Source organism: Flammeovirgaceae bacterium SG7u.111 (assembly GCA_034044135.1).
Taxonomy (GTDB): Bacteria; Bacteroidota; Bacteroidia; order Cytophagales; family Flammeovirgaceae.
This window is the reverse complement of record CP139021.1, coordinates 5,084,102-5,110,291: the sequence shown is the minus strand read 5'-3', so window position 1 is coordinate 5,110,291 and position 26,190 is coordinate 5,084,102. Positions and strand designations below refer to the sequence as shown.

At 41.3% G+C, this 26,190-nt stretch carries 16 protein-coding genes; 7 read left to right on the top strand and 9 right to left on the bottom strand.

The genetic code is table 11. The features are described from left to right. Window positions 1-332 precede the first annotated feature (332 nt). The 5 genes from R9C00_19825 to R9C00_19805 all read right to left on the bottom strand — a co-directional run bounded on the left by R9C00_19825 (window position 333) and on the right by R9C00_19805 (window position 3,956). Window positions 333-680, bottom strand: coding sequence for a TfoX/Sxy family protein (locus R9C00_19825; GenBank protein WPO33950.1), 348 nt, complete (start codon window positions 678-680; stop codon window positions 333-335). Window positions 681-805: 125 nt separating this feature from the next. Further along, window positions 806-1,741: a bifunctional riboflavin kinase/FAD synthetase gene (locus tag R9C00_19820; protein ID WPO33949.1), complete on the bottom strand. Its 936-nt coding sequence runs from the start codon at window positions 1,739-1,741 to the stop codon at window positions 806-808. Between the two features lie 39 nt (window positions 1,742-1,780). Next, complete coding sequence (gene truB / locus R9C00_19815) at window positions 1,781-2,524, bottom strand: tRNA pseudouridine(55) synthase TruB (GenBank protein ID WPO38781.1); 744 nt, start codon at window positions 2,522-2,524, stop codon at window positions 1,781-1,783. Between the two features lie 176 nt (window positions 2,525-2,700). After that, window positions 2,701-2,844, bottom strand: coding sequence for a hypothetical protein (locus tag R9C00_19810; GenBank protein ID WPO33948.1), 144 nt, complete (start codon window positions 2,842-2,844; stop codon window positions 2,701-2,703). Between the two features lie 125 nt (window positions 2,845-2,969). Continuing rightward, entirely contained in the window at window positions 2,970-3,956 is a 987-nt protein-coding gene (locus R9C00_19805) for an acyl transferase (protein WPO33947.1), read from the bottom strand. A gap of 210 nt (window positions 3,957-4,166) precedes the next feature. Between R9C00_19805 and R9C00_19800 the strand changes: the two genes are divergently transcribed. Continuing rightward, window positions 4,167-4,778, top strand: a complete 612-nt coding sequence (locus R9C00_19800; protein ID WPO33946.1) for a hypothetical protein — start codon at window positions 4,167-4,169, stop codon at window positions 4,776-4,778. Window positions 4,779-4,825: 47 nt separating this feature from the next. Here the strand turns inward: R9C00_19800 and R9C00_19795 are convergent, their stop codons facing one another. Both R9C00_19795 and R9C00_19790 read right to left on the bottom strand, forming a co-directional pair. Then, window positions 4,826-6,958: a xanthine dehydrogenase family protein molybdopterin-binding subunit gene (locus tag R9C00_19795; GenBank protein ID WPO33945.1), complete on the bottom strand. Its 2,133-nt coding sequence runs from the start codon at window positions 6,956-6,958 to the stop codon at window positions 4,826-4,828. Continuing rightward, the gene (locus tag R9C00_19790) at window positions 6,955-7,422 is read right to left on the bottom strand and encodes a (2Fe-2S)-binding protein (GenBank protein ID WPO33944.1); all 468 of its coding nucleotides are present in this window, start codon (window positions 7,420-7,422) and stop codon (window positions 6,955-6,957) included. Before R9C00_19790 ends, R9C00_19795 begins: the two co-directional genes overlap by 4 nt. 233 nt (window positions 7,423-7,655) lie before the next feature. On the opposite strand from R9C00_19790, the gene R9C00_19785 reads away from it, so the two are divergent. The 6 genes from R9C00_19785 (at window position 7,656) to R9C00_19760 (ending at window position 19,392) form a co-directional block, all read left to right on the top strand. Further along, a complete protein-coding gene (locus R9C00_19785) occupies window positions 7,656-8,444 on the top strand; it encodes a hypothetical protein (GenBank protein WPO33943.1) in 789 nt (262 codons plus the stop codon). 141 nt (window positions 8,445-8,585) lie between these two features. After that, complete coding sequence (locus R9C00_19780) at window positions 8,586-9,467, top strand: universal stress protein (GenBank protein ID WPO33942.1); 882 nt, start codon at window positions 8,586-8,588, stop codon at window positions 9,465-9,467. A 205-nt stretch (window positions 9,468-9,672) separates the two neighbouring features. Beyond that, entirely contained in the window at window positions 9,673-10,164 is a 492-nt protein-coding gene (locus R9C00_19775; GenBank protein WPO33941.1) for a DUF3365 domain-containing protein, read from the top strand. Window positions 10,165-10,650: 486 nt separating this feature from the next. Then, on the top strand, window positions 10,651-13,887 hold the full coding sequence (locus R9C00_19770) for a TonB-dependent receptor (protein WPO33940.1): 3,237 nt from the start codon (window positions 10,651-10,653) through the stop codon (window positions 13,885-13,887). Between the two features lie 55 nt (window positions 13,888-13,942). Continuing rightward, on the top strand, window positions 13,943-15,694 hold the full coding sequence (locus R9C00_19765) for a RagB/SusD family nutrient uptake outer membrane protein (protein WPO33939.1): 1,752 nt from the start codon (window positions 13,943-13,945) through the stop codon (window positions 15,692-15,694). A 341-nt stretch (window positions 15,695-16,035) separates the two neighbouring features. Continuing rightward, window positions 16,036-19,392 carry a VCBS repeat-containing protein gene (locus R9C00_19760; GenBank protein ID WPO33938.1) on the top strand — a complete coding sequence of 1,119 codons (3,357 nt, stop codon included), beginning with the start codon at window positions 16,036-16,038 and terminating at the stop codon, window positions 19,390-19,392. A 65-nt stretch (window positions 19,393-19,457) separates the two neighbouring features. Here the strand turns inward: R9C00_19760 and R9C00_19755 are convergent, their stop codons facing one another. Further along, on the bottom strand, window positions 19,458-20,480 hold the full coding sequence (locus tag R9C00_19755; protein ID WPO33937.1) for a radical SAM/SPASM domain-containing protein: 1,023 nt from the start codon (window positions 20,478-20,480) through the stop codon (window positions 19,458-19,460). A 252-nt stretch (window positions 20,481-20,732) separates the two neighbouring features. Further along, window positions 20,733-26,009 (bottom strand): S8 family serine peptidase, encoded by a 5,277-nt coding sequence (locus R9C00_19750; protein ID WPO33936.1) that lies wholly within the window; start codon window positions 26,007-26,009, stop codon window positions 20,733-20,735. Window positions 26,010-26,190 lie beyond the last annotated feature (181 nt).

Sequence of the window (26,190 nt, the reverse complement as noted above, 5' to 3'; positions counted from 1 at the left end):
GGGATGTATAGCCGCTCTGATGAGCGGCCGAGATAGATGCAAATTTCTTCTATCCCAAGGTCTGTGACTCACAGACCTTGGAAAGTACCTGACCAAAAGAAACCTAAAGAATTACGTGTTGAATTTCTTAGCTACTGAAAGCTTTAGTTTAGGCTAAAGCCAACGTCGTTTTTACTTCTAAACGGGGCTTAAAAGCCCCGCCTATTGAGTTTTTTTATCACTAGCAACGGGTTTTAACCCGTTGAACCATACTAACCAAAACGGCTTTAGCCCAAACTAAATGCCAGTTTATTGTACGTTTTTATTTGTCCACTTACTTAATAACCCGCAACTCATTTCTTTTTCTTCTTACTCGACTTCGCCAGTGGGTTGAAATCGAGGCAGAGCTGCACCCAGTATGCTAGGTCGTCTTCCATGTCTGTTCCTTCGGCATCTATGAACACGAAGCCTTTCATTGCCCTGCCCGTGAAGTTCATTTCCTTGCAGCCTTTTTTGGTGAGGGAGTCTTCGTAGAGATCAGGATGTATTCGTGCCATTAGCTCATTTTTCACTACGCCCACGCACATTTTATCGTTCACCATCACGCACAAGCCGCCCATCATTTTCTTTTCTTCAAAAGACAGATGTTTTCTTTTTATTATCTGCCGCACTCGGTCGGCAAGGTGTTCGTCGTAAGCCATTGCACTAGGTTGGTTTAAAATTTAACACTGTCAGTTTTCAAGATAGAAAGACGGGGTTTCCTATGCAAGAAAAATGTGTTAGGCTTGGTAAGAAAGTAGGGTAGAAGCTAAAAATAAGTTTTGTTCTAAAAGTGGTTTAATACTTCCAAGGCGGCTTCTTTATCGATAGAAAGCTGGTGCTGTAATTCTTCTAGGTTGGCAAACTTTTTTTCGTTTCGGAGGTGGTCTATGAAGTGGATTTTAAGGGTTTCCCCATAAATGTCCTTGTTGAAGTCAAAAAGGTGCACTTCTATGGAGCGCTCGCCTTCATTTGCTATGGTGGGCCTCACGCCTATGTTGAGCATGGCGTCGTAAGCAATGTCATTGTGAAAGGCTTTTACTGCATAAATCCCATTTTCGGGGATCAGTTTGTAGGTTTCTTTAATGAGCAAATTGGCAGTGGGGAAACCAAGTTTGCGTCCAAGCTTAGCTCCACCAACCACTTCGCCCCGTAGCTGGTAGGGCCTGCCGAGGTATTTTGCAGCTGTCTGCACGTCGGAATGCTGGAGGGCTCTCCTTATCTTGGTAGAGCTTACGGCTATTTCCTCTACTTCTTGCCTTGGTATTTCTTCTACCTCAAAGCCGAAATTGTAAGCATTTTTCATTAAAAAATCAAAACCACCCTCGCGGTTGTGGCCAAAACGGTGGTCGTAGCCCATCACCAGTTTTTTTGTTTGGACGGTATCCACCAATACTTTTTGAATGAACTCTAGGGAACTTAGGCTGGCGAATTGTTTATCGAAAGGGATGATGAGCAAGTTATCGACTCCAAAATCGCTCAAGCGTTCTATTTTTTCATCGAGTGTAGAAATGAGTTTGAGGTCTATATCCATTCCGCTGAGCACAAAACGGGGGTGTGGCCAAAAAGTAATAACAACATTTTCGCCTTCCATGGCAGTTGTAATCTCTTTCAACCTTGCCAAAATTTGCTGGTGACCAAAGTGTACACCGTCAAACGTACCGCTCGTCACCACTGCATTTTCAATCTTAACAAAATCGTTTAGCCCATGAAAGACCCTCATAAATACTTATTTTAATTAATGGCTGTTGTGCAACTTTGGTTATTTGTCTTCCGACTCTTTTTTAGCTTCTTCTTGTGCTTTTTCTACCTGAGCCCTAATCTGATCTGCCAAGGTAGCTGGATCACTAGCTCCCACTACTGAATATTCTCCTATCCGCTCTCTTCTTAGCTTGGATAAATATCCACCCACACCCAGTTTCTCACCAAAATCGCGGGCTATGCTTCGGATATACGTTCCTTTCGAGCAGACAATTCTAAAATCGACCTCAGGTAGTTCAACTCTTGTGAGCTCAAAAGTGGTTAACTCTACTTTTCGTGATTTCAGTTCTACTACTTCCCCTTTTCGGGCATGTTTGTAGGCTCGCACGCCATTTATTCGCACGGCAGAATACATCGGGGGAATTTGGTCGCTCCAGCCCAAAAAGCTTTCTGCCGCCTCTTTTAGGTCTTTTTCAGTAAGGTGGTTAGGGTCTGCCACATCTTCTACCTCATGCTCCAGGTCGAAAGAGGCAGTAGTTTTCCCAACTACTATTGTGCCTGTATACTCCTTTTCGGCATCTTGAATGTCGTTTATTTTCTTTGTCTTTTTGCCTATGCAGACAATCAACAAGCCAGTAGCTAGGGGATCAAGCGTACCTGCATGCCCTACTTTTTTGATCTTGGCAGCGTAGCGTATCTTTTTTACCACATCAAACGACGACCAAGTAAGTGGTTTGTCGAGAAGGAGCACCTCTCCGTTTATAAGGTCAAATTCTTTTTCCAATTCCTCTTTATTTTGAATGATGGGCAAAGATAATGATAAAGGTAGGTGTAGAGAAAAATATGGATTTTTGTTGGGGAGAAATCTTGGGAATAGGCTGTAGCGCACAAAAAAACGGCTTTGAAAATTTAATTTTTCAAAGCCGTTTTAGAATTTCTTGGGCTCGTTGCTGGTAACCAGCTAGTTATTAGATAGAAGTATTAACGTTTTGCAGTCAATACCATTTCTTCGCTAGTTTTTACTTTTTTAACGTCTTGTTTTGAATATGTATGGCACGTTTTGTAAGCGCAAGAAGACATTCCAATAATTAAAAATGAGAAAAGAAGAATCGCTTTAAATTTCATGGCTGAATTTTTTTTCAGATTAATAGTACAAACACAAATTATTATTTCAGTAACGCAAGTATGCTAAATTTTGATGTAAGCATCTGTTAATAATCTACTACAAAGATTAATAATATTGTATAGTATCATGATATAAGAAGGTTGCACCCTCTTATATCGGCGTTATCGAACCTCCCTACTACAGAAACAAGCCCATTTCCAACTTGTTTGCCTATGTCCTTGGTTTCTATAAAACAGCAAGAATCGATATTTGCCAAATCAATGACATTGATGCCTCCATTTGTTTTCCTTGCCCTAAGGCTAAAAGGATCACTCATATCTCTTAACAAAAGTCTTGCCCAAAGAGGTTCTTGGAATAATCCATCTTGTGTAGCATAGAATTGTGAGAGCAGTTCGGTCATTCCGTATTCCGAATGAATCGTCTTTAAATTGAGCCCTTTTTTTAAAATATGGTGCACTTCTTCGCGAAGCATCTCCTTTCTTCGTCCTTTCATGCCCCCGGTTTCCATCACAATAGCTCCTTCTAGGTCGCAACTGTAGCTTTCTGCCAAGTCGAGTAGGGCAAAGGTGACGCCCAAAATCAATACTTTTTTGCCAGAAGCTAAGCTTCCTATTGCTTTTTCTACTAGGCTAGGAAGGTCGTGGAGGTAAAAGCCCGAGCCTTCCGAAGCCTTGGCTATGAATTGCTCTGCCATAAAAACCAAGGATGAGTTTTGGCGCTCCAAGTAGGAGGGGAGTAGGGCCAAAATGCAATAATCGCTGAGGCTTCCGTAAATGCTTTCAAAAATTTCAATAGATATTTCTTTGTAGAAATCAGGGTCTCCCACGAAGTGTCGGCTAGTATTCGCTCCCGTAGTTCCGCTGCTTTCGAAGGTGAGTTTTGGGATCACTCCCTTCCTTAGCACCGTCTGAGATTTAAAAAACTCGATGGGCATAAAAGGGATGTTTTCAATTTGGCCTATTTGAGCGGGGTCGATTTTTAGGTGTTTGAGGTATTCACCATATACAGGGATTTCTTTTGCCTGAAAGCGGAATATTTCCAGGGCCAACTCATGAAAACCCTCTTTTTTGGTGTCTAATACTGCTTGTTTTAATTTATTTGCGTAGGTCATTCTGTCCGAAGCTTGCCAAAGAATCTTTTACTTTGCAAAAAGAAACAAATTGTTGGGTAAATAGATTTTAAAAGAATAAACTATTTTAGGGGTGAAGTTGATAAACTTATGAATCTAGAACAACTATTTTTAAGTTTAGGAAGTCTTTTAGTAGCATTTGGTTTGATAACGAAATGTTGAATCGTACAGAATTTAGCTTTACTATATAAAATGATAAACGCACAAAAAATTTTCTTTTTCTTGATTGGGGCACTTTTGGTTTATTCGTGTATCAAAGAGCCGGATTATCCAAATGAGCCCGTTATCGAATTCTCCAAAATAATTCAAACAAACACCCCCAGTGTTGATGAGGTCATTGTGGAAGTAACCTTTCAAGATGGAGATGGTGATCTTGGACTGGCTGCCAACGAAGTAGATTCCTATCCTGACTATGGCGAATACTTGGTAGATGAGTTTGGAAATATTCTAATAGATGAAGCTACAGGTGATTCCATACCTAATCCCTTCTTTTTTAATTACTTTATAGATATATGGAAAATGGGAGCTGATGGTCAATATGCACTTGTGAATCTTCCAGATGGCGTTAGTTTTAATGGGCGCTATCCAATCTTAAATGAGTTGATGAACGAAACTGCCTTAGAAGGTGAATTACGCTACCAAATTGATATTTTATATGGGGGAGGATCTCCTATTAGTAGAGGAGATGTAATCAAGTTTAAGGTTCAAATAGCGGATAGAGCAAAACAATTAAGTAATGAAGTATGGACGGACTCCGTCATAGTGGGTGAGCCCCAAGTGCCATCGGTTAACACTGGCGGATAGTTGAAAAAACCATCTTGTGATCTATACAAGATGGCTTTTTTTTGTTCTTAACCCAACTCTGCATTTATGAATGGAAGTTTTCTTATGCGCTTCCCTGTAGCTGCAAAAATCGCATTTCCAATTGCCGCTGGGATAGGGGGCAAGCCTGGTTCTCCCAGCCCTTGTGGCGGATCATTACTTTCCACAAACTGCACTTCGATCTCCATTGGAGCTTCTCTTATTCGCAGCTGACGATAACGGTCGTAATTGCTTTTTACAGGTTTGCTATCTTTTATCAACTGTTCTCCGTACATGGCATGTCCATAGCCGTCCATTATTCCTCCCTCTACCTGCGTTTCAGCTCCGCTAAGGTTGATCAAGATACCACAATCTACTGCGCAATACACTTTATGGACCTTGATTTTTCCATCCGTTACCGAAACATCGGCAATCTGGGCTACATGCGAGCCGAAGGAGAAATGCGATCCAAACCCTTGGTAAACCCCTTCGGGTTTTGGTTGTCCCCATCCAGCCATTTCTTTCACCTTGTTTATCACGTTGATGTACTTGTCAGGATCGTATTTTACATCGCCTGCAGGTTTGTTTTTTGCCTGTTGGAGTAGTTCAATGCGGTAATCTATCGGGTCTTTGCCAAGTGAGTGCGCTATTTCGTCGATGAAGCTTTCTTCGGCAAAAGCGACATAATTGTGGTTAGGTGCTCTCCATGCAGCCGTAGTTACATCGGAATTTACCTTGTTGTAATCCACTTGGTAATTGGGGACAGCCCCTGCCGGGAAATTATGCTCCCGTGTTGCATTTCCCACTCCCATTCCTGCAGATTGATGATGCCAAGCAGTCAACTGCCCATTATCATCCAAGCCAGCGGTGTATTTGTACGTGGCTGCGGGTCGGTACATGCCGCCTGCCATGTCGTCTTCCCTTGTCCAAAGCAATTGGATTGGTTTTTTCACCATGCGGGAAAGTTTGGTCGCTTCTAACACAAAATCCCTGTAAAGCCTTCTGCCGAACCCACCACCCATTCGGGTAAGCATAATATTGATGTTTTCTTCGGACATTTCGAGCATTTCGGCTACTTCTTTTCTTGCCCGCTCGGGAGTTTGGATAGGACCTAATAGATCTGCTTTTTCAGCCGTTACATGGGCGAAAAAATTCATCGGTTCCATTGTGTTGTGGGGGAGGTAAGGGGCTTCGTAAATAGCCTCTATCTTTTTGGATGCTTTTGCCAAGGCGGTTTCTACATTTCCATCTTGCCTCCTTGGTTTTTCAGGCTTATTCAGCAAAGCCTTTTTCATTTCTGAAAACTGCTCTTCTGTGTTTTCTAGTTTTGAAGGAGCTTTCCATTCTATTTTTAATGCTTTTTTTCCTTGCATCACCTCCCAAGTGGAGTTGCCAAGTACAGCTACTTTATCATCGAACGAAACTACATCTACTACTCCAGACAGCTTTCTAGCTTTTGTATCGTCCACAGCTCCCAATTTGCTGCCGAAAGCAGGTGGGCGAGTGATCATAGCATAGAGCATGCCATCCACTTTAGTATCGTAGCCGTATTTCTGCTCTCCAGTTACTATTTTGTCATTGTCAACATTGTGAATTCTTTGCCCAAGCAGTTTGAATTCGGTTACATCTTTGAGTGTGATATTTTCGGGGGCAGGGGAGTTGGCTGCTTTTTCGGTAATATCTCCATAAGAGATTTCTTTACCGCTTCCTTTGTGGTAAATCATGCCCTTATCGGTGGTGATTTCTGCAGCGGGCACACTCCATTCTTTGGCAGCAGTTTCTATCAGTACTTGCCTAGCTGCCGAGCCTGCTTCTCGCAAAGCGGCGAAACTTGAACGCACCGATCCGCTACCACCGGCAACTTGTCTTTTATAATTATTGGTATCTAGCGGGGCTTGTTCTATCCGAACGTTGTTCCAGTCAACGTCTAGTTCTTCGGCAACTATCATGGGAAAAGCAGTTTTTACACCTTGCCCAATTTCGGGGTTGGGTGCCATAATGGTCACTATGCCATCGGTAGCTATACGCAAAAATGCATTAGGTTTGAAGAGCTCCAAGGCAATTTCTTCGGTGGGTACAGGGTTGGTACAGCCCGCTAGCCAATTGAAGCTCAAAACCATTCCGCCTCCAGCAGCAGCTGATACCTTTAGAAACCCTCTTCTGTCTAATTTTTGTCCTCTCATTGTGCGCCTCCTTTTCCTGCGGCAACGTGGATTGCTTGCCTTATGCGTTTGTAAGTGCCACAGCGGCAGATGTTTCCTGTCATTGCTGCGTCTATATCGTCGTCGGTTGGGTTGCTGTTTTTGCTCAGCAGCGAAGTAGCCGACATTATTTGCCCCGCTTGGCAATAGCCACATTGCGGTACATCAATTTCCTTCCAAGCCAGTTGGACTGGATGGTCGCCCTGTTCGGAAAGTCCTTCTATAGTAGTGATTTTTGATTCTCCCACTGCCGAAACGGGAAGGGAGCAAGAGCGCATGGCACTGCCGTTGAGGTGGATAGTGCATGCCCCGCATTGGGCTATGCCGCAACCGTATTTTGTGCCAGTGAGATTCAAGTTGTCCCTCAATACCCAAAGCAATGGGGTTTCGGAGCTTGCCTCCACCTGCATTTCCTTTCCATTTACATGGAGCTTAAAAGAAGCCATAGGTTTGATTTAAAGTTAACAATTAGGTTTTGTGAATTTTTAGCTATTTGACTTCAAGGTAGTGAAATAATGGAGGAAATCCGAAAGGTTGAGTTTTAGAAGTAGGCATTTAACGTTTTTAGTAAATGTAATTTGCTTTCTCACCCATGTGTGTGTCTTACGTTACAAGCCTTGAGAAGGGCGTTTTTATCTACGAAAAATATGTAAACTTGAAACCTATATCTTGTCTTTTTATGAAACACCTCTATGTTTTGTTCTTGTTGCTTTTTTTGTTTGGAGCGTGTACTCCTGCTTATATTCCTTCTCCGGTAAATGCTCCTTTTTTCAAAAAGAAAGGAGATGGACAACTGAACCTGCTGACAAGCGACCAAAGCGGGCATACTGCCCAAGTTTCATATGCAATGTCGGATAAAATATTTGTGCTGGGCAGTGCCAATATGCTGGATAGGGAAAGGAGGGAGTATAATGCATGGAGCACTATTTGGTCAGATTCCCTTAGAAGTTCTCAGGAATTTAAATCTTTCGATATTGGTTTGGGGTATTACAAAAGGTTTAAGAAGGGTGTTTTTGAAGTATCGGGAGGGTATGGTTATGGAGAATTTAAGGTGCTTCACCATAGTGAGCGGCTTGATGAAGATGCACAATACTTGAGGCTGTTTGATGAACAATGGCAAGGGCGTTACTACAAAATATTTGTCCAGCCAGGTATTGGCCTTACTATCGATGACATAGAGTTTAGGGGCGAACATTTATATCTCGTATTAGGTTTTTCACATCGATATACATTTGTTGGAACCAATGAGTCGGGCTTTCATTTTACAGATTTGTACACGGAGCCTGCTGTCTCTTTCAAGTTTGGGTATAAAAATGTGAGGTTTTATATGCAGTCAGGGGTAAGTATCAAACTAAGCTACAACGATTTGGACTTTGCCTCGGGCAAGGAGTATGGGCACGATGCTTTTTTATTTTCTATGGGTGTAGCCTTGGATTTTAATATCTTTCATAAAATGCCTAAATTATAAGTTGAGTTGTGAAAAAGTCTTTGTTTATGATTAGTTTTTTTAATGTGTATTTATACCCAACTAATAAGCGAATAAAAACGTAAATAAGAATATAATAACAAGCTGACTAGCGCAATTTTTTTCACCATTAAACCTACAACCATGTCAACACTTAATAAAATATTAGTACCCACCGATTTTTCAGAAGAAGCTAACAACGCACTTGAAGTAGCAGTAGAAATAGCAAGATTTTGCAATGCAGATATAACTCTATTACATATTGTTGATGTACCTTCAATTGGTTCTCATTCCGTTACGGGCGATGCTATCAATATGAATATTAGCGGCGGAGATGCGGGTGGTGACCCTATGATTTATAAGGGATATATGAGCCGTTTGGTGAGCATAACCAAGCAAAAAATTTCTGAGATTAAGGAGAAATATGACGATGTAAATTTGAAGGAGCATATTGTATTCGATAATATGCAAAAGCACTTAGCCCAGTTTGTAGTGAAGGACAAAACTGATTTGATCATTATGGGTTCTAAAGGCTCTAGCGGGATCAATGAGATATTGGTAGGTTCAAACACGGAGCGGGTGATACGTACTTCCAAAATCCCTGTAATGACAATCAAAAGCCAAGTAGAGGAGTTTTACCCCAAAAATATTGTTTTTGCATCTAACTTCATAGATGTTTCGGATGAGGCAATTGACAACCTGAAATTGTTCCAAAAACTATTTAGTTCTACCCTGCATTTTGTTAAAATTGTCACCCCAAATAATTTTGAAACTACACCGGATACGGAGGTGCTGATAGAGAGTTTTGCACAAGAAAATGAGTTTGATGATTATACCGTGAATGTGTTTAATTATTATACAGAGGAAGAAGGCATCCGTGCATTTGGTCATACACTCAATGCTGACTTACTATCCCTCACCACTCATGGGCGTAAAGGGATTTCCCATTTGCTGTTTGGTAGCATTGCCGAAGAAGTTGTTAACCATGCTATAAAACCCGTATTGACATTTAATGAACAACATTGATTACAGTTGATGTAACAACTTGTGTTTTCCTATAGAAAAGGCCTAGGGCGTTGAACGTTTCTAGGCCTTTTTTGTGTTTAGTATATACTCATGATAAATTTTAAGTGCCATGCGATATAGTGTGTTTTTTTGCTTATTATTATTGGTTGTTGCGTTTTGGGGTTGCCAAGAAAAACCGCAAAAACTGTCGGAGGAAGAGGAAAAAATGTATATAGAGAAGGGAAAGGAGGTAGCCCAGCAGTCGTTTTTAGCGCTTAGTAGCCAGTTGATGGGGGCGATGAAGGAAGGAGGAGCTGTTCATGCCATTAATTATTGCAACCTCCAGGCAGTACCGTTGACGGACTCTCTTTCAAAAGCCTATCAGGTTGCTATTAAGAGGACATCGGACAAATGGAGAAATGAAAAAAACAAGCCTACAGAACTGGAAGCTGAGATAATAAGCTGGTACTTAGAGGACAAGAAAGTGGGCAGGGAACTTTTGCCAAAGGTTGTAAGTTTAAAGGATAATGAAGTGCTATTTGCAGCACCCATTCTTATCAACTCACAATGCCTCAAGTGCCACGGCACACCTGCTGATATTGATGACCAATCACTTGACCTACTCAAAAAGCATTACCCAAACGATGATGCACAAGGTTATAAGCCAAATGACTTAAGGGGTATCTGGAGTATTACGTTCAAGTCACCCAAATACTAACTAGCTACTTTAGAAGCGTTACTATTTAGTTGTTATCTATTTTATAAGTAAGTTTTTTATGTTTTTTTAACATAAAATTTGTGATAATCCGAAAAAAAATTAATCTTCGGGTTCAGATACTACAAAATTGTATCAAAACGACTAACAAGACAGTAAACGAACCGCAAGCTTCGTTACTCTAATTACTAATATAAAACTACACGTACATATGAAGATGAGAACTACAAAAAGTAGATTAGAATTTCTGCGCCTTCGGGCAATCCCCGTTTATATTTCAACCATCATTTCTAGTTGTTGCCTCATTCAGTAAACTGAGTTTATTGAATCCTGACTGCTTATGCAGTATCCCCAAATTTTATTTTAACATCAATTGGCTCTGATTCTAGAGCGTAATTAGCGGAGCTATACTTTGCTGAAATACCGGGAACGTTTTAAATATTAAAATATAAGATTTTCTCAATTATATATACACCTGAATTTTAAAACATGAAGATGAAAAATTACCTTTCAAGATGGGGAAAGATCCCTACGATGGCACTGTTGTTATTATTTGGCAGCGCGGTAACATTCGCCCAAACAATAACAGGCACCGTTACCGATAGCGGTGATGGAAGTCCGCTCCCTGGTGTTAGTATCCTTGTAAAAGGGACTACAACAGGAACTATAACCAATATTGATGGTCAATACACTTTAAATGTAGGTGGCGGATCAATATTGGTTTTTTCTTTTGTGGGATATAAAGCCCAAGAAGTTATGATAGAGGGAAAAACCTCTATAGACATAGTGCTAGAGCTTGATACTAAAGCACTAGAGGAAGTAATCGTAACTGGTTATTCGGTAGATAGTAGAAGAGAGACGACTGGCGCGGTTTCAACCGTAAAGCCTAAAGATCTGACGGTTGTTCCTTCTGGCAACATTGAACAGCAGCTTCAGGGTAGAGTAGCTGGTGTAACAGTTATTACCAACGGTCAGCCCGGTACGGACAGTAAAGTTCGTGTAAGGGGTTTTGGTGCTTTTGGCGGTAACAATCCTTTGTATGTAGTAGATGGTGTGCCTGTGGGTACTACTGATTTCTTGAACCCAAACGATATTGAGTCGACTACGGTACTGAAAGATGCGACAGCAGCTTCTATTTATGGTGCTCGTGCAGCTAATGGTGTGATTGTTTACACTACCAAGCAGGGCAAAAAAGGAGCTCAGAAAATGGAAGTGTTCTATGATGGAATGATCGGTTTTACCGACCCAGGCAAATCTGCGCCAATCATGAGCCCTCAAGACCAAGCGACTTGGACATGGAATGCAATCAGAAATGCGGCAGAGCAAATAGGCGAGACTCCAGTATTTAGCCACCCACAATACGGAACAGGTTCTACTCCTGTTATTCCTGACTACTTGATGGTAGGTGGTAGCTTCGGTGTAGTTGGTAATGTTGATTTGGAGGCAGAAAGGGCGAAATATAATGTAAACCCAGAAGCTGGATCAATTTACCAAGTGGTAAAAGCGAATAAAGATGGAACAGACTGGTATGATGCAATAACTCGTACAGCCCCTATTCATCGACATACGATAGGTGTTTCTGGTGGAGGTGATGGAAGCCGTTACTACATTAGCTTGGGCATGCAAGACCAAGATGGTATTTTGATTCATCAAAACTTCAAGCGTTACTCAATCCGTTCAAATGCCGAATTTGATCTGTTGGACAACTTAAGCTTGGGCTCAAATTTTCAAGGAACATATAGATCTACCACTAACCTCTTAGGAGGCGGTTCTGGTTCATCTGATGATGAAAATGATATATTGACAGCATCAAGAATGGCATCGATCATTCCTGTATATGATGAGTTTGGCGGATATGCTGGTACTGCGGCTCAGGGTTTCAACAATCCTAGTAACCCTGTAGCGAATCGAGTAGGGCAAAAAGATAATAAAAACTTCAATATTAATGCTTTCGGTAATGTGTATTTGAAATATGAGCCAATAGAAGGGTTGACATTGAGAACAAGTTTTGGAGGTAGGTTCGATCAATATAATGGCCAAGGCTATACCCGTCGTCAGTATGAAAACTCTGAAAATAACTCAGCATTTGGATACAATCAGTATTCTGGATACGTAGCTGAGTGGGTTTGGACCAATACCGCAAACTACAAGAAGGAGTTCGGTCAGCACAGCATCGATCTTTTGGGAGGTTATGAAGCATTGAATACTGGTTCAGGTAGATCCATGTCTGGCAGTGGTATCAACCCTTTCTCTCAAGATGTTGACTTTGTGACACTTAATACGGTGAATAACAGACAAGTAGGTGGTGGGTATTTCAAAGGTGTAAACTTTGCCTCTGTATTTGGAAGAGTAAATTATATCTTCAATGATAAGTACATGGCTTCAGTAGTTGTTCGTCGCGATGGTTCTTCTCGTTTTGGAGCTGAGAACAGATATGGTACTTTCCCTGCATTCTCAGCAGGTTGGAGGATTTCTTCTGAAAGCTTCATGAGCCAGGTTACTTGGGTCAATGACTTGAAAATACGTGGTGGTTATGGTAAAATGGGTAACTCCAATAACGTAGATCCAAATAACCAGTATAGCTTATTTGGTACAAGCCTAGACAACTCAACATACGATATCCAAGGTAGCAACTCTTCTGCTGCAGAAGGATTTTACAGAAGTAGAATTGGCAACCCAAGAGCAAAATGGGAAACTTCTGTAATGAGTAACTTAGGTTTTGATGGTCGTTTCTTCAACGACAGGCTTGAGTTTGTTCTTGATTTCTGGCAAAAAGATACAGAGGACTTATTGTTCCAATTGCCTGTAACGGTACAAAGCGGATACCGTGCTTCTGCTCCTTCAGTGAATGTGGGTAAAATGAATAACAAAGGTATCGATTACTTGATAACCTACAGAAATACAACTGGAAGTGGATTGGAGTATGAAATTACTACTACTGGTGGTTTCTTGAAAAATGAGATTGTTGAATTGGATGGTGACCTTACTGAACTTCCAAACTTTAGTGCGCAATATAGAGGTATAACTCCAGTGTTGAACCAAGTGGGTTATCCATTGTCGTCTTACTATGGCTATGATGTACAAGGTTTGTTTCAGAGCACAGAAGAAGTAGATGGTGCTGCAACACAAGATGGCGCTGCTCCCGGTCGGTTCCGATTTGTTGACCAAAATAATGACGGTGAAATCAATATAGAAGATAGAACCTACTTAGGTGACCCAATTCCTGATTTCACAGGCGGACTTACTATCAAACTGATGTACAAAGGGTTCGAATTTGAAGCTTATACCTATGCTTCGTTAGGCAATGAGATTTACAACGTATCTAAGTTGTTTACGGATTTCTACCCACTTTTCCCTGGTGCTGCTATCAGTGATCGTGTAAAAAATAGCTGGACTCCTCAAAATACAGGTACTGATATTCCAATTTTTGAGAACGTATCGAACTTTAGTACCATAGGGCAGTCTAACTCTTTCTATGTAGAAGACGGTTCATACCTGCGTTTGCAAAACATCACGTTGGCTTACAACCTACCTATGAATCTGCTGACGAAAATGGGCATGTCTAAATTCAGGGTGTTTGGAGGCTTGAACAACATCTTCACTATTTCAGGTTACGAAGGTTTGGATCCGGGAGTAGGTGGTGCAGCTGATACCAACTTTGGTATTGACTTGGGTAACGTTCCAGTTACAAGAAGTTATACTTTCGGTGTAAACCTTGGTTTCTAGGATAATTTCATCACTTTCTTTAATGATTTGATAAAAAATATAAATTGATATATAAATGAAAATCACAAAAAAAATTGCGTTAACGCTGTCATTCTTGATAGTATTTTCGGTATCCTGTAAGGAGGACTTTTTGGAAGTCCTTCCTACGGCATCGCTAAGTGAGGCTCAGTTAGCCTCAATAAAGGGGATGGAAGGATCCCTGATAGGAGCGTACAGTATTCTGCTTGGTAGAGATGGTTTTTATTCTAGTTCAGACAACTGGTTTTGGGGTTCTGTAGTAGGAGGAGAGGCGAATAAGGGGAGTGACCCAGGTGACCAGTCTGGGGTGAATGAAATTATGCAGTATAACACCCAGACAACTAATGGCGAGGTAAATCTTAAGTACCGAGTAAGTTATGAGGGGGTTGCAAGAAGTAATGCCGTATTGAAGTTAGGTGTTCTTGCAGAAGATGTGCCTGACGAAGCTAAAGTTGGAATCATAGCAGAAGCAAGATTCTTAAGAGGTCACTATTACTTCGAAATGAAGAAAATCTTTGGAGATGTACCTTACGTAGATGAGACTTGGGACGGTGTCACACCAGTAGCCAACGACAAGGATCTGTGGCCTATGATAGAGGCAGACCTTGATTTTGCCTACAAAAACTTGCCTGAAACAATGAGTGATCCAGGAAGAGCAAACAAATGGGCTGCTGCTGCTTACTTGGCTAAGGCATATGTTTACCAGGAAAAATGGTCTGAGGCAAAAGTTCTTTTTGATGCAGTAATTGCAGATGGGCAAACTGCCAATGGTCAGAAATATGGTCTTGTTGAGAACTATGCTAATATTTTTAGGTCAACAAACGACAACCACGAAGAGTCTGTGTTTGCTATCCAAGCATCTGCTAATACAGGTACTGTACAAAATGCTAATGCTGGTATGGTGTTGAACTTCCCTCATGGCTCTTCAGGTCCTGAAAGACCAGGTGGCTGCTGTGGTTTCTTCCAGCCTACTTTCGATATGGCTAATTCATTTCGCACAGATGCAAATGGGCTTCCATTATTAGATGGTTCTTATAATGATGGCGGAAATGCATTAAAGAATGACTTTGGGATGTCGAGTCATGATGATCCAGATACTCCAGACCCATATGAACCAGATGCAGGCAATGTAGATCCTCGTTTGGATCATTCAGTAGGCCGTCGTGGTATTCCCTACCTAGATTGGGGCCCTCACCCAGGTCAGTTCTGGATTCGTAGCCAACCTTATGCAGGTCCTTATTCTCCGAAGAAATTTATTTACTACAAAGGAGGAAGTGGTACTGAGAATGATATAAGTGGTTGGACACCAGGGTATACTGCGTTGAATGTAAGTGTGATCCGTTATGCAGATGTATTGCTGTTAGCTGCAGAAACAGAAGCAGAATTAGGTAATTTGGAAGCTGCAAGAGCTTTGGTAAATCAAGTGAGAGAAAGAGCGGCAAATTCTGAGTATTTTGTAAAAACTGAAGGTGGAGATGATGCAGCCAACTATGTGATTGGTACGTATGATGCTGCCTGGACTGATAAAGCTGCTGCGATCGATGCCATTAGGTTTGAAAGAAAACTAGAGCTTTCTGGAGAAGGCCAGCGTTTCTTCGACTTGGTAAGATGGGGTATAGCTGAGCCAACGCTAAATGCATTCTTAGCTAATGAGAGAAGCAATAACCCAGGTTCTTCTATGTACCAAGGTGCTAAGTTTGATACAAATAAAGATGAGTACCAGCCTATTCCTCAAAACGAAATCGATTTGCAGGGAACAGAAGTTCTCAAGCAAAACCCTGGTTACTAGGGCTAACTAAATACTAAGGAATTTAAAGTTTTTCCACTCTTTACAGGGTGGAGAAACTTCTTTTGTTTTTTATTATTTTTCTATTTTTTGCCTTATAATACTCCTGCCACTATCTTACTAATCAATTGATAGGACCCAACCCAAATTCTAGATACTATTTTATTGTTCAATTAATCTGCTTTTCTACAGTAAAAAAGACTGTTTTTTCACTCGTATAGATAAAAGCCTCTTTTGAGGGTTCAAGTTATACTTACTACCAAAATCTTACACGAACCAATCCTGCTCTCTCTCACTTTTTAAGGTGCGGGCATTAATTATTTGAAAATGAAAAATACAAAACAATGAAACTAATGAAGTTTACCCCTATTTTTTTATTTCTAGGCATTTTGTTGTTTGGCTGCTCTGGTATAGAAAGCGAGCAGCGCGCAACGAAAAATGAAGGTGTTGCTCTTTTTCAGTCTGTACCCCCTAATAGTTCAGGCGTAGAATTCCAGAATACGTTACACGAAAATGATAGCCTCAATTATTTTACCTACCCTTATATATATATGGGAGGTGGAGTATCGATTGGCGATATCAATAACGATGGGCTTGCCGATATTTACCTAACGGGTAATTTTGTCGATAACAAGCTTTATCTTAACAAAGGCAACTTCAAGTTTGAAGATATAACAGAAAAAGCTGGAGTGGCGGGAGCTGGTATGTGGTCAACCGGAAGTACCATGGCCGATGTGAATGGCGATGGGCTTTTGGATATTTACCTTTCCGTTTCAGGGAAATTTGGTTCAAGAACCAATCAATTGTACATCAACAATGGGGATGAGACTTTTACCGAAAGAGCCAAAGAGTTTAATATAGCAGATGAGGGCTATAGTACCCAAGGGACTTTCTTCGATTATGACAACGATGGCGATTTGGACCTGTATGTTTCCAATTATCCTCCTACGTCTTTCAGGACGCCTAATGAGCAATACCGCTACTTAATGAACACGGTCACTTGGAAAGATTCGGACCATATGTATAGGAATGATGACGGAAAGGGTTTTACCGATGTGACCGAAGAGGCAAACATGCTGAGCTTTGGCTTGACATTGAGTGCTACTACAGGAGATTTCAATCAAGATGGGTTGGTCGATTTGTATGTTTCAAATGACTTTGCTACTCCCGACTTTTTCTATTTCAATAATGGTGACGGAACGTTTACCGAAAAGCTACAAGAAATCACCAAAAACATTTCGATGTTCGGTATGGGTGTAGACATTGGGGATTTTAATAATGATGGTTTGTTGGATATTGTACAAATGGAAATGAATCCTTCTACCAACAAACGTAGCAAAGCCAATATGGCAAGTATGAACCCTGGTTTGTTCTGGAGCAGTGTAAATAACGGTTTCCATTATCAGTATATGCAAAACAGCTTGCAGCTTAACCGCGGGCTCAACGGCGATTTACCTATTTTTAGCAATGTAGCCCGCATTGCTGGGATGTCTTCCACAGACTGGAGCTGGTCGCCCTTATTTGTTGACCTTGATAACGACGGATGGAAAGATGTGTTTATCTCCAACGGTACCAGAAGGGATATCAACCACAAGGATTATTTCAAAAAAATAGACAAGAAGAAAGATAAGATGGAGAATTCCTTGAAATATACTTTGGGGATTCCTTCGGAAAAGGTAGACAATTTTGCCTTTAGAAATAACGGTGACCTTACGTTCACTAACTCGGTGAAAGAATGGGGGCTAAGCTTTGAAGGTTATTCAAACGGGTCTGCTTATGGCGACCTAGACAACGATGGCGATCTTGACATCGTGGTTTCTAACATTGATGATTTTGTTGGGATTTTTGAAAATAGGGCTACCGAATTAGAGGATAATCACTTTTTGCAGGTTAGGCTAAAAGGAACGGGGAAAAACCATTTTGCCCTTGGAGCTAAAATAAAAGTAGAGGATGGCAATCAGAGCCAATTCTATGAAATTACTACAACCAGAGGTTTCCAGTCATCGGCGCAGCCACTCGCTCATTTTGGGCTTGGGGCCGAAACGGAAGTGGACAAAGTGATTGTGACTTGGACGGATGGAAAAGAAGAAGTGTTGGAAAATGTGAAAGCTGACCAAATTCTCAATTTGGATTATGCAAATGCAACTGATCCGGCAATGGTGGCTGTAGAAAAAGCTAAGCCTATGTTTGAAGAAGTGAGCAAGGAAAAAGGGGTAGATCATATTCATATTGAAAATACCTATAATGACTTTGCGCTGGAGCCACTTTTGCCACACCGTACATCTGCCTATGGTCCTGCTTTGGCTACAGGCGATATAAATGGAGATGGGTTAGAAGATTTTTATATTGGAGGCGCAAGCCAGAAGACAGGAGGCTTGTTTGTCCAAACAGCAGAAGGGACATTCAATAAAACATTGCCAACAGCCTTGGAAGCAGATGTGAGGGAGGAAGATTTGGGCGCAGCATTTTTCGATGCAGACGGAGATGGTGACCAAGATTTGTACGTGGTAAGTGGAGGGAATATTTATAAGAAGGGTGCACCGCAGCTCCAAGATAGGCTTTATATAAACGATGGAAAAGGGAACTTGACCAAAAGCGATGGGTTGCCCGATATTAGGGTGAGTGGGTCTTGTGTTCTCCCTGCCGATTATGACGGAGATGGAGACCTGGATTTGTTTGTGGGTGGAAGGCTCGTGCCTCGCAATTATCCTCTTCCTGCCGATAGCTATATTCTGGAAAACCGCAGCGAAGGAGGAAAAATTTCGTTTGTAGATGTGACCAAGGATATTGCTCCTGAGCTTGCAGGGCTAGGCATGGTTACCAGTGGAGAGTGGGTAGATTACGATAATGACGGCGCAGTGGATTTGGTACTTGCTGGCGAATGGATGCCTATCACTTTCTTCAAAAATAAGAATGGGAAGTTTGAAAACATGACCGAAGAATATGGCTTGGCAAATACTACTGGCTGGTGGTTCAGTATTTTGGCAGAAGATTTTGACGGAGATGGAGACAAAGACTTTGTGCTTGGTAACCTTGGGTTGAATTACAAATACAAGGCAAATGAGAAAGAGACTTTTGATGTATATGCCAAAGATTTTGATGAGAACGGTAAGATAGATATTGTGCTAGGTTATTATAACCAAGGTACTCAGTTTCCTGTAAGAGGTCGCCAGTGTTCTTCTGAGCAGATTCCAATTATTCAGATGCAATATGAGACGTATGATGAGTTTTCCGTGGCTACGCTAGAGGATGTGTATTCGAAAGAAGCGCTGGAGTCTGCGTTGCATTACCAAGTGACTGATTTTAGCAGTGCTTACATAGAGAACTTGGGTGATGGGAAATTCAAGAGACATAAACTTCCTAACGAAGTACAGCTTTCCAGTATCAATGGCATTGTGGCTGAGGACTTTAATGAGGATGGAAATTTGGATATCATTGTAGCAGGAAACTTATATACATCGGAAGTGGAAACTCCTCGTAACGACGGCGGTATAGGTTGCCTACTGTTGGGCGATGGCAAAGGAAACTTTACCCCAACTACCTTCCCTGAAAGTGGGATATTAATTTACAACGATACTCGTGATTTGAAACTGATAAAAGGGAACAAAGAATGGTTGCTGCTTGCCGGTAATAACCAAGGACCTGTACAGATATTTAAGAAAGAGGTAGATAGAAAAGAATTAGCTGTTTTGAACCAATAGTTTTTAGCTTGCGACTATCTTAACTTGTTTTTGCTCCAAGCACTGCATTTACACGCAGTGCTTTTTTATGCCCATACTTTTGTGCCCTCACTACAATTCTTGCACATGTCAATGTTTTTTCGGGACTGGATGAGTAGCTGACGAAAGCGATTGTATTCTTTGCTTTGCCATACTTCTTTGAAAGTAGAAGTCTCCACGCTGCCCATGCGGTGGTGCGCGTCCTTATCAAAACAGCAGGGAACGACCAGCCCATCCCAAGTGATCACACAGGAATTCCACATTTTCCAGCAACTATCCACTAGCTTGTTTTTAATGGAATAAGTACCGTCTTTTCTTTTGCTGTACCTCGAATATTTGTCTATGGTGGGTATGAGCGGTGACCCGTTTTCATAATCGTAGATTTGGGCTGTCTTTAACCCAACTTCATCTACTCCGAGTTCTTTTGCGAGCTTTTTTACATCATCTATTTGGTGTTCATTTGGCTTCACTACCAAAAATTGGAAGACGACGTGAGGGGTTGAAGACTTGAGTTTTCTTTTCCATTTTACAACATTTTTAGTGCCTTCCAACACCTTCTCCAGCTTACCGCCAATTCTGTATTGCTCGTAGGTTTCTTGCGAGGTGCCGTCAATGGAAATAATGAGCCTATCCAAGCCCGATTCAACTGTTTTTTTTGCATTCGTATCGCTGAGGAAATGCGCATTGGTAGAGGTGGCAGTGTAGATTTTTTTGCTTGAAGAGTAGCCAACTAGTTTTAAGAAGTCGGGGTGCAAATAAGGTTCTCCTTGGAAATAAAAAGTAAGGTAGAGAAGGGTAGGGGCAAGTTCATCAATAGTTTTTTTGAACAAGTCACTGTCCATCATGCCTGTTGGCCGGGAAAAAGATCGCAAGCCACTTGGGCACTCGGGGCAGCGCAAATTGCAAGAGGTGGTGGGCTCGAATGCTAGGCTAATGGGCAATCCTTTTTGTAGGGGTGTTTTTTTCCATTTGGACCAAAAATAACTTCCTAGCACTTTGCCTGCATTTATACTTCGGCCCAAAGTCAATTTGCTGAGCAGGTTTAGTCCATCGGTAAGGTTGCGGTTCATGTGTTCGTTTTTTATAGCTTGAGGTTGATAGCAATTTGGTCATACAGACTTCATAAATAGTTTTCAGACCTCTCGCAAAATAGCGATATCTTTAGGTGGAAAAGAAAAAAGGTTCGATTTATTCATCAAACCTTTTACCTTACTCCTATTCATTTTTGAACTATAACTTAAGATACTGGGCATTTTTAGAAGAAACCTTTTCCTTATAAAGTTTTTTGAATCTCCTCATTTTTTCGGCCTTTGTGTCTTTTTCTAATTGATCATGAGCTTTTTCACGAACCTCTTTTTCCCCGTTTCAAGCTTTAGCATATACATGCCAGCGTCCAGTTGTGGAAGGTCTAGCTGAAGTTCATCATCTAACGATGGCTTAACCTCTTTTTGGAATACAACTTTTCCAGAAAGACTGTACACCTGTACCAAACTCCTGCTTTTCAATACTTGTGAAAATAAAAGGTTTACTTTACTAGTTGCAGGATTCGGGTACATGTTGAAGCTAAAAAGTTCAAGCTCATCTTCTACAGCCAAAGGTCGGGTATCAATGACTGCAAGGGTTTGTTTTGTTGTGTCGGAAGTTCCTAAACTGTCGGTAACAACAAGTGTGATTTCGTATTCCCCAGTTACCTCATAACTGACGGTATGCTCGGCTTGATCTCCTTTTTCTCCATTTCCAAAATCCCATGTAAGCGTACCTTGGTTTTGTGTAGTGAAAACTATCGAGTCTGCTAAGTAAATATCAAGAGTGTCGTTGCTCATATCAAAATAAGCAATCACTGGAGGAGCAACGGTAATAGTTGTAGATGTTTTTTCACTCTCTTGTCCAAACTGAACTTGGCTAATAAGGATGGTAGTAGTTTTAACTAGGTTATCCAATACCAAAGTTTCTCCTGAATGGATCAAGCTATCTGGATTATCAGCCAAGTAAAAGTTGTAAATCGTTCCTCCTGAAGGGCTTATTATGACTGTCGCATTGCTAGCTACAAGAGTATCTTGGGTGGTTTCTGGCTTTTCAAGAATTAGGACGGCTACAATTTCTTGTTCCAGCACAGTATTGCAAACATGCTTTCCATCAACTTCAGCCTTCAATAGGTAAGTCCCTTCGGCTTGGAAGTTATAGTTGATACTTGTCCCTTCACCTATAGATTTTCCATCCATCGTCCACTTGATCGAACCAATACTAGATCCTGTTATTTCAAAACTAGCGGAGTTGTTTTCGTGCAACAGCACAGTATCTGGGGCAGAAATACTAGCAGTCAAACCCTCTACTTGAATGCTTACGGCTACTTTTTCACTCTCAAGAGCTGAATCGAGTGAAGAAACCCAAACAGTGTGGCTTTTTGCAAGATTATCCAATGTCAAACCCGTACCCTTTATCAAAATAGAAGAAGCATCTTCTTGGTAGAATCTAAAGTTGGTTCCGTTGCCCGGGTCAATAGTTGCTGATCCTCCTGAGCAAACCCAGATAGTATCTTCTGCAACCGTTGGGGTAGGGCTTTTCCGAAGTGTAATAATGGTTTTCTCTAAATCTATATTACAAACTTGTTCCCCATCAACTTCCGCCTTCAATAGGTAAGTTCCTTCGGCTTGGAAGTCATAGTTGATACTTGTCCCTTCACCTATAGATTTTCCATCCATCGTCCACTTGACCGAACCAATACTAGATCCTGTTATTTCAAAACTAGCGGAGTTGTTTTCGTGCAACAGCACAGTATCTGGGGCAGAAATGCTTGCTACTAGTTTTTCTACCTGTATCTGTACCGCTACTTTCTCGCTTTCCAGTGCGGAGTCGAGCGAGGATATCCATATAGTTTGGTTGGTAGAGATGTTTTCCATACTCAAGCTAGCCGTCGCCTCTTCGATAACTGTTGTAGAGTCACTTTGATAGAACCTAAAGTTCGTTCCGTTGCTAGGTGTAATAATTGCTGATTCTCCTGAGCAAACCCAGATAGTATCTTCGGCAACCGTTGGGGTAGGGCTGATGTGCCTGACTACTATTTCTTTTTCATCAAATGCTTGGCAACCAAGGTTGTCGATGATAGTTAGGCGAACAGTATATGTGCCTTCTTGTGCGTAATTGTGGGCTATAGAAAGCGTGTCCGTTCCAATATTGCCATCGCCAAAGTCCCAAATAGCAGTGAGGTAATTTGTGCTTAAGCCCTCAAACTGTACCATTGTTGGGGTGTAAGAATGCACTGTGTCGGCAGAGGTAAAAGATACGGAAGCAGCTTGGCTTTCAACGTTGAACTGTTGGTGGTAAAAAGCAAGGGCAGTATCTGTTGCAATAGCATGGATTTCGTGCTTTCCTGAATAATTTGTCCATTCTAATGTAGCTCCGCTATGAATAAGTGAATCGGGTTTTGAACCAAGGTAAAAGTCAAAGCTCGAGCCATTTTGTGGAGTGATTTCCAACGTTTTTCCCTCACAAATCAGACTGTCACTTTCTATAGGGGTGAAATACCCTTTTGTAGCCACCAAGGTATGGATGATTGAATCTTCGCAGCCAAGGCTGTTTTGGTAAACTAACTTTACATCGTAAACGCCTACTTCCGAATACGTATGGCTTGAGCTTTCATTTCCAGAAAGCTGGCTATTATCCCCAAAATCCCATTCCCAGTCAGTTATATTTTCGCTCAAAGATGCATCAAAATTAGCTACGGGAGAAACTTCAAGGTCAATGGTGTCGGGCAAGGTAAAAGCTGCGGAGATAGTCAAATATTGTAGGCTAACCGACTGTTCTTCGCTTTCAAGAGCATTGTCTGCATTGGTCACATAAAAGAGCTTTGCGGTGTCGCTTACGTTGATGCCCATTTCAGTTCCAGTGTAGAGCAATGTATCCAAATTTGCATCTGCATAAAATTTGAAATTTGTGCCATTTGTTGGGCTGATAATTAGAGAATCGCCTTCGCAGAAAAGTGTATCGGTAATAACCGGTTTTTCTGACAAGAAAATGTCAGAGCTTATTTTTTCAGCAGCCATCAAAAATGAACTTTGAAGTTCTTCTTTAGAAGTTCCTACCGCAATAGCTATTTGGATGGTATCCAATTCGCCAGGTTGTAAGTTGTAAATGGAAGTGGCCAACATGTGGGAAACATCTTCCCCACCAGAATGGTAACCTGCTTTGTTTTTTGGAAATCCACCAGAGGCTGCCAGTAATTTTTCTTCGTCTGAAAAACCATCTCCCAATCGAAGGTTATTAGGAGTGTCTGTGACTTTGTCGAAGGTGAAGTGGGAAGTAGTTTGCTTCAGAATTTTAACTCCAGCATATTCATTGGAAGAATTATATACATATCCAAATTGGTAAAGGCTGTCCCAATCGGCAAAGTTAGGGTTCGAAGGTAAGTCCCAGTCTGAGTAGTGTCCTACAAAAAGGGTGTCAAGCACTTCAGTTCCTTTGTTTTCAATATTGAATTCAAGAATGATGAAGTTTTCCGAACCGTTTTCTTCCCAGCCTTTTAGGTGTTGGGTAATTTGGATGTTTATAGGGTCTGCAACCGCTCCAACATCAGTAAACCTCGAAACTATTTCTTTATAAACTTGGCCATATGAGGCTATGCTATCAGAAAGTTGAGGGATAAAATCGTAATTCCTTTGCCCTGGTTCGCTGATTAGTGCATCCGAAACTCTACCGTCAGGAGTAGCAAGTAAGAGCCCCGATTCGTTCATTAGCAAGTTATCATTCCAGTTGAAACCAATCCCTTTTGGATTATTAGGTGTGCCTATGTTGCCAACCCTGCCCTCTGGAGATGTACTTAGCGCAATGTTGTTTATTTTTACATTGAAGTACCCATCTCTATACAAATAGAAGTATTGGTAGTCGCTATACGAACCATCGCTGTAGCTCAATTTGAACAACATTTTGTGGTAAATAGGCATGTCGGGGTGAACGTAGGCCTTAAAGGGGGCAGTTTGGTTGTTGGCAAAATCAAGTGTAGCTATAGTTCCAGCATCCATCACGCTGTCTACTATGGTGAGGTAAGGAGATTGGGAAGTTAGCGTGATTTTTAAATCTGAACTAGAAACGCCTAGTAAGTTTTGGAATTTACCCCAGATTTGCATCGTATCTCCTAATACAGCATTCACGGTGTCACCCATTTTGAATATTTCCTCACCAGATTTCCCATCGAAGAGTTGGGTCATTCGGATAGCAGGCGTGTTGTACCTTTCGGTAAGGGCGCGGTACACATTTAACCTTCCTGTGCCCAGCATATCGGGTAAATTATTTCCGGCTACATTATAAACATCGTCGGTGGTTTGTCTTAAAAGCTCACCTACTTGTATAGCGGTAAGGTCTGGGAAGTGTGAGCGGATAAGTGCCGCTGCTCCTGCTACAAATGGGGAAGCGTAAGAAGAGCCAACAGCTTCAATATATGTATTAGCAGAGCTGTTATACCTAGCAGCAGGAATTTGATATCCTGGTGCAAGCATGTCCACAAAATAACTATATGTAGCCACTCTGCTATCAGTTTGGTTTGAATGGGCAACAGATATTACATTGTCGTAGGAGGCTGGGTAGAAGTCTATGTAAGCATTTGTGTTGCCAGCAGCAGCAACTATTACAACATCAAGGTCTTTTGTGATGTAATCTATAACTTCTTGTTCGAAGGTAGAAGCTCCTCCTCCGGGCCTACCCAAGGACATGTTGATCACCTTACAGCCATTTTCAGCTGCATATACCGCAGCAGCCCAAAGATTAATAAGCGCGCCATCGCTTCTCAGTATTTTTATAGGCATTATTTTACTTTTAAAACCTACTCCAAAGCTTCCAAAGTTGTCATTTATTTCAGCAGCAGCAACTCCTGCAACTTCAGTGCCGTGGCTGTAGGTGTCATAAGGGTCATTGTCTAGGTCACCGAAATCAAAGCCTAAGGAGTCGTCTACAAAACCGTTACTATCATCATCAATACCAGGCAGTCCGTAACGCTCAGCATTGTTGTAGTGTATCTGGTTTTTAAGGCTAGGATGGGTGTATTGAACACCTGTGTCTATAATTCCTATAACCGTATTTGTATCCCCTTGAGTAATGTCCCACGCATCATATACTTGGGTTTTTACATGTCCCCAATGATATGCAACATGCGGTTCGTCTGTAGGCGTGTATAAAAGATCATAGCTAGGTAGTGCTTCTGCATATTCTACCCAATCTTCTTCGGCGAGTTCAGCTAGGAGAGAAGGAAGTTGGTCTTCTGGAACTTCTATTTTATAGTAATTCTCAAGCTTATGTTTTGGTGTATTCTGTTTCAAAGGAGCGGCTAAGATGCCAAGTTTTTGTTGCTTTGCCCTGCCTTTAAAAACAGTACTGGCGCTCATGCCTTTTTTGCGTAATTTGGCTTGTAAGCGAACGTCATTGCTAAAGCTTTGGAGTTGGAGATTATAGGAAGAATTGGTGTTGTATTGATTGTCCCGAAGCTTTATCACAACCTCAGTTTTTTTTGGAACAAACAGTTTGCCCTTCCCTCCAGTTTGAGCAAAAACATTGCTCAAATAGGTTAAGGTGATAAAAATAACAAGGATTGGTAATTTAGTTTCTTTCATGGTAATTGGTAGTCATAACTTATGTTGAAATCGGCTTGGTAACCGATAGGTTAACATGTGTAGTTATTACGTCCTATTAACATTCGTTATACATACACAAATGTGTTGAAACTTACATCCGTATGTTTTGTACATATTTAGGTGGTTTTTGGGTGTCATGCAAGTAAAATGCTCTGGATAA

Coding starts and splice junctions, on each gene's coding strand:
- R9C00_19805 (WPO33947.1), bottom strand. CDS start 3,956: ATGACCTACGCAAATAAATTAAAACAAGCAGTATTAGACACCAAAAAA.
- R9C00_19800 (WPO33946.1), top strand. CDS start 4,167: ATGATAAACGCACAAAAAATTTTCTTTTTCTTGATTGGGGCACTTTTG.
- R9C00_19825 (WPO33950.1), bottom strand. CDS start 680: ATGGCTTACGACGAACACCTTGCCGACCGAGTGCGGCAGATAATAAAA.
- R9C00_19755 (WPO33937.1), bottom strand. CDS start 20,480: ATGAACCGCAACCTTACCGATGGACTAAACCTGCTCAGCAAATTGACT.
- R9C00_19760 (WPO33938.1), top strand. CDS start 16,036: ATGAAACTAATGAAGTTTACCCCTATTTTTTTATTTCTAGGCATTTTG.
- R9C00_19785 (WPO33943.1), top strand. CDS start 7,656: ATGAAACACCTCTATGTTTTGTTCTTGTTGCTTTTTTTGTTTGGAGCG.
- R9C00_19770 (WPO33940.1), top strand. CDS start 10,651: ATGAAGATGAAAAATTACCTTTCAAGATGGGGAAAGATCCCTACGATG.
- R9C00_19795 (WPO33945.1), bottom strand. CDS start 6,958: ATGAGAGGACAAAAATTAGACAGAAGAGGGTTTCTAAAGGTATCAGCT.
- R9C00_19790 (WPO33944.1), bottom strand. CDS start 7,422: ATGGCTTCTTTTAAGCTCCATGTAAATGGAAAGGAAATGCAGGTGGAG.
- R9C00_19780 (WPO33942.1), top strand. CDS start 8,586: ATGTCAACACTTAATAAAATATTAGTACCCACCGATTTTTCAGAAGAA.
- R9C00_19775 (WPO33941.1), top strand. CDS start 9,673: ATGTATATAGAGAAGGGAAAGGAGGTAGCCCAGCAGTCGTTTTTAGCG.
- R9C00_19810 (WPO33948.1), bottom strand. CDS start 2,844: ATGAAATTTAAAGCGATTCTTCTTTTCTCATTTTTAATTATTGGAATG.
- R9C00_19765 (WPO33939.1), top strand. CDS start 13,943: ATGAAAATCACAAAAAAAATTGCGTTAACGCTGTCATTCTTGATAGTA.
- R9C00_19750 (WPO33936.1), bottom strand. CDS start 26,009: ATGAAAGAAACTAAATTACCAATCCTTGTTATTTTTATCACCTTAACC.
- R9C00_19820 (WPO33949.1), bottom strand. CDS start 1,741: ATGAGGGTCTTTCATGGGCTAAACGATTTTGTTAAGATTGAAAATGCA.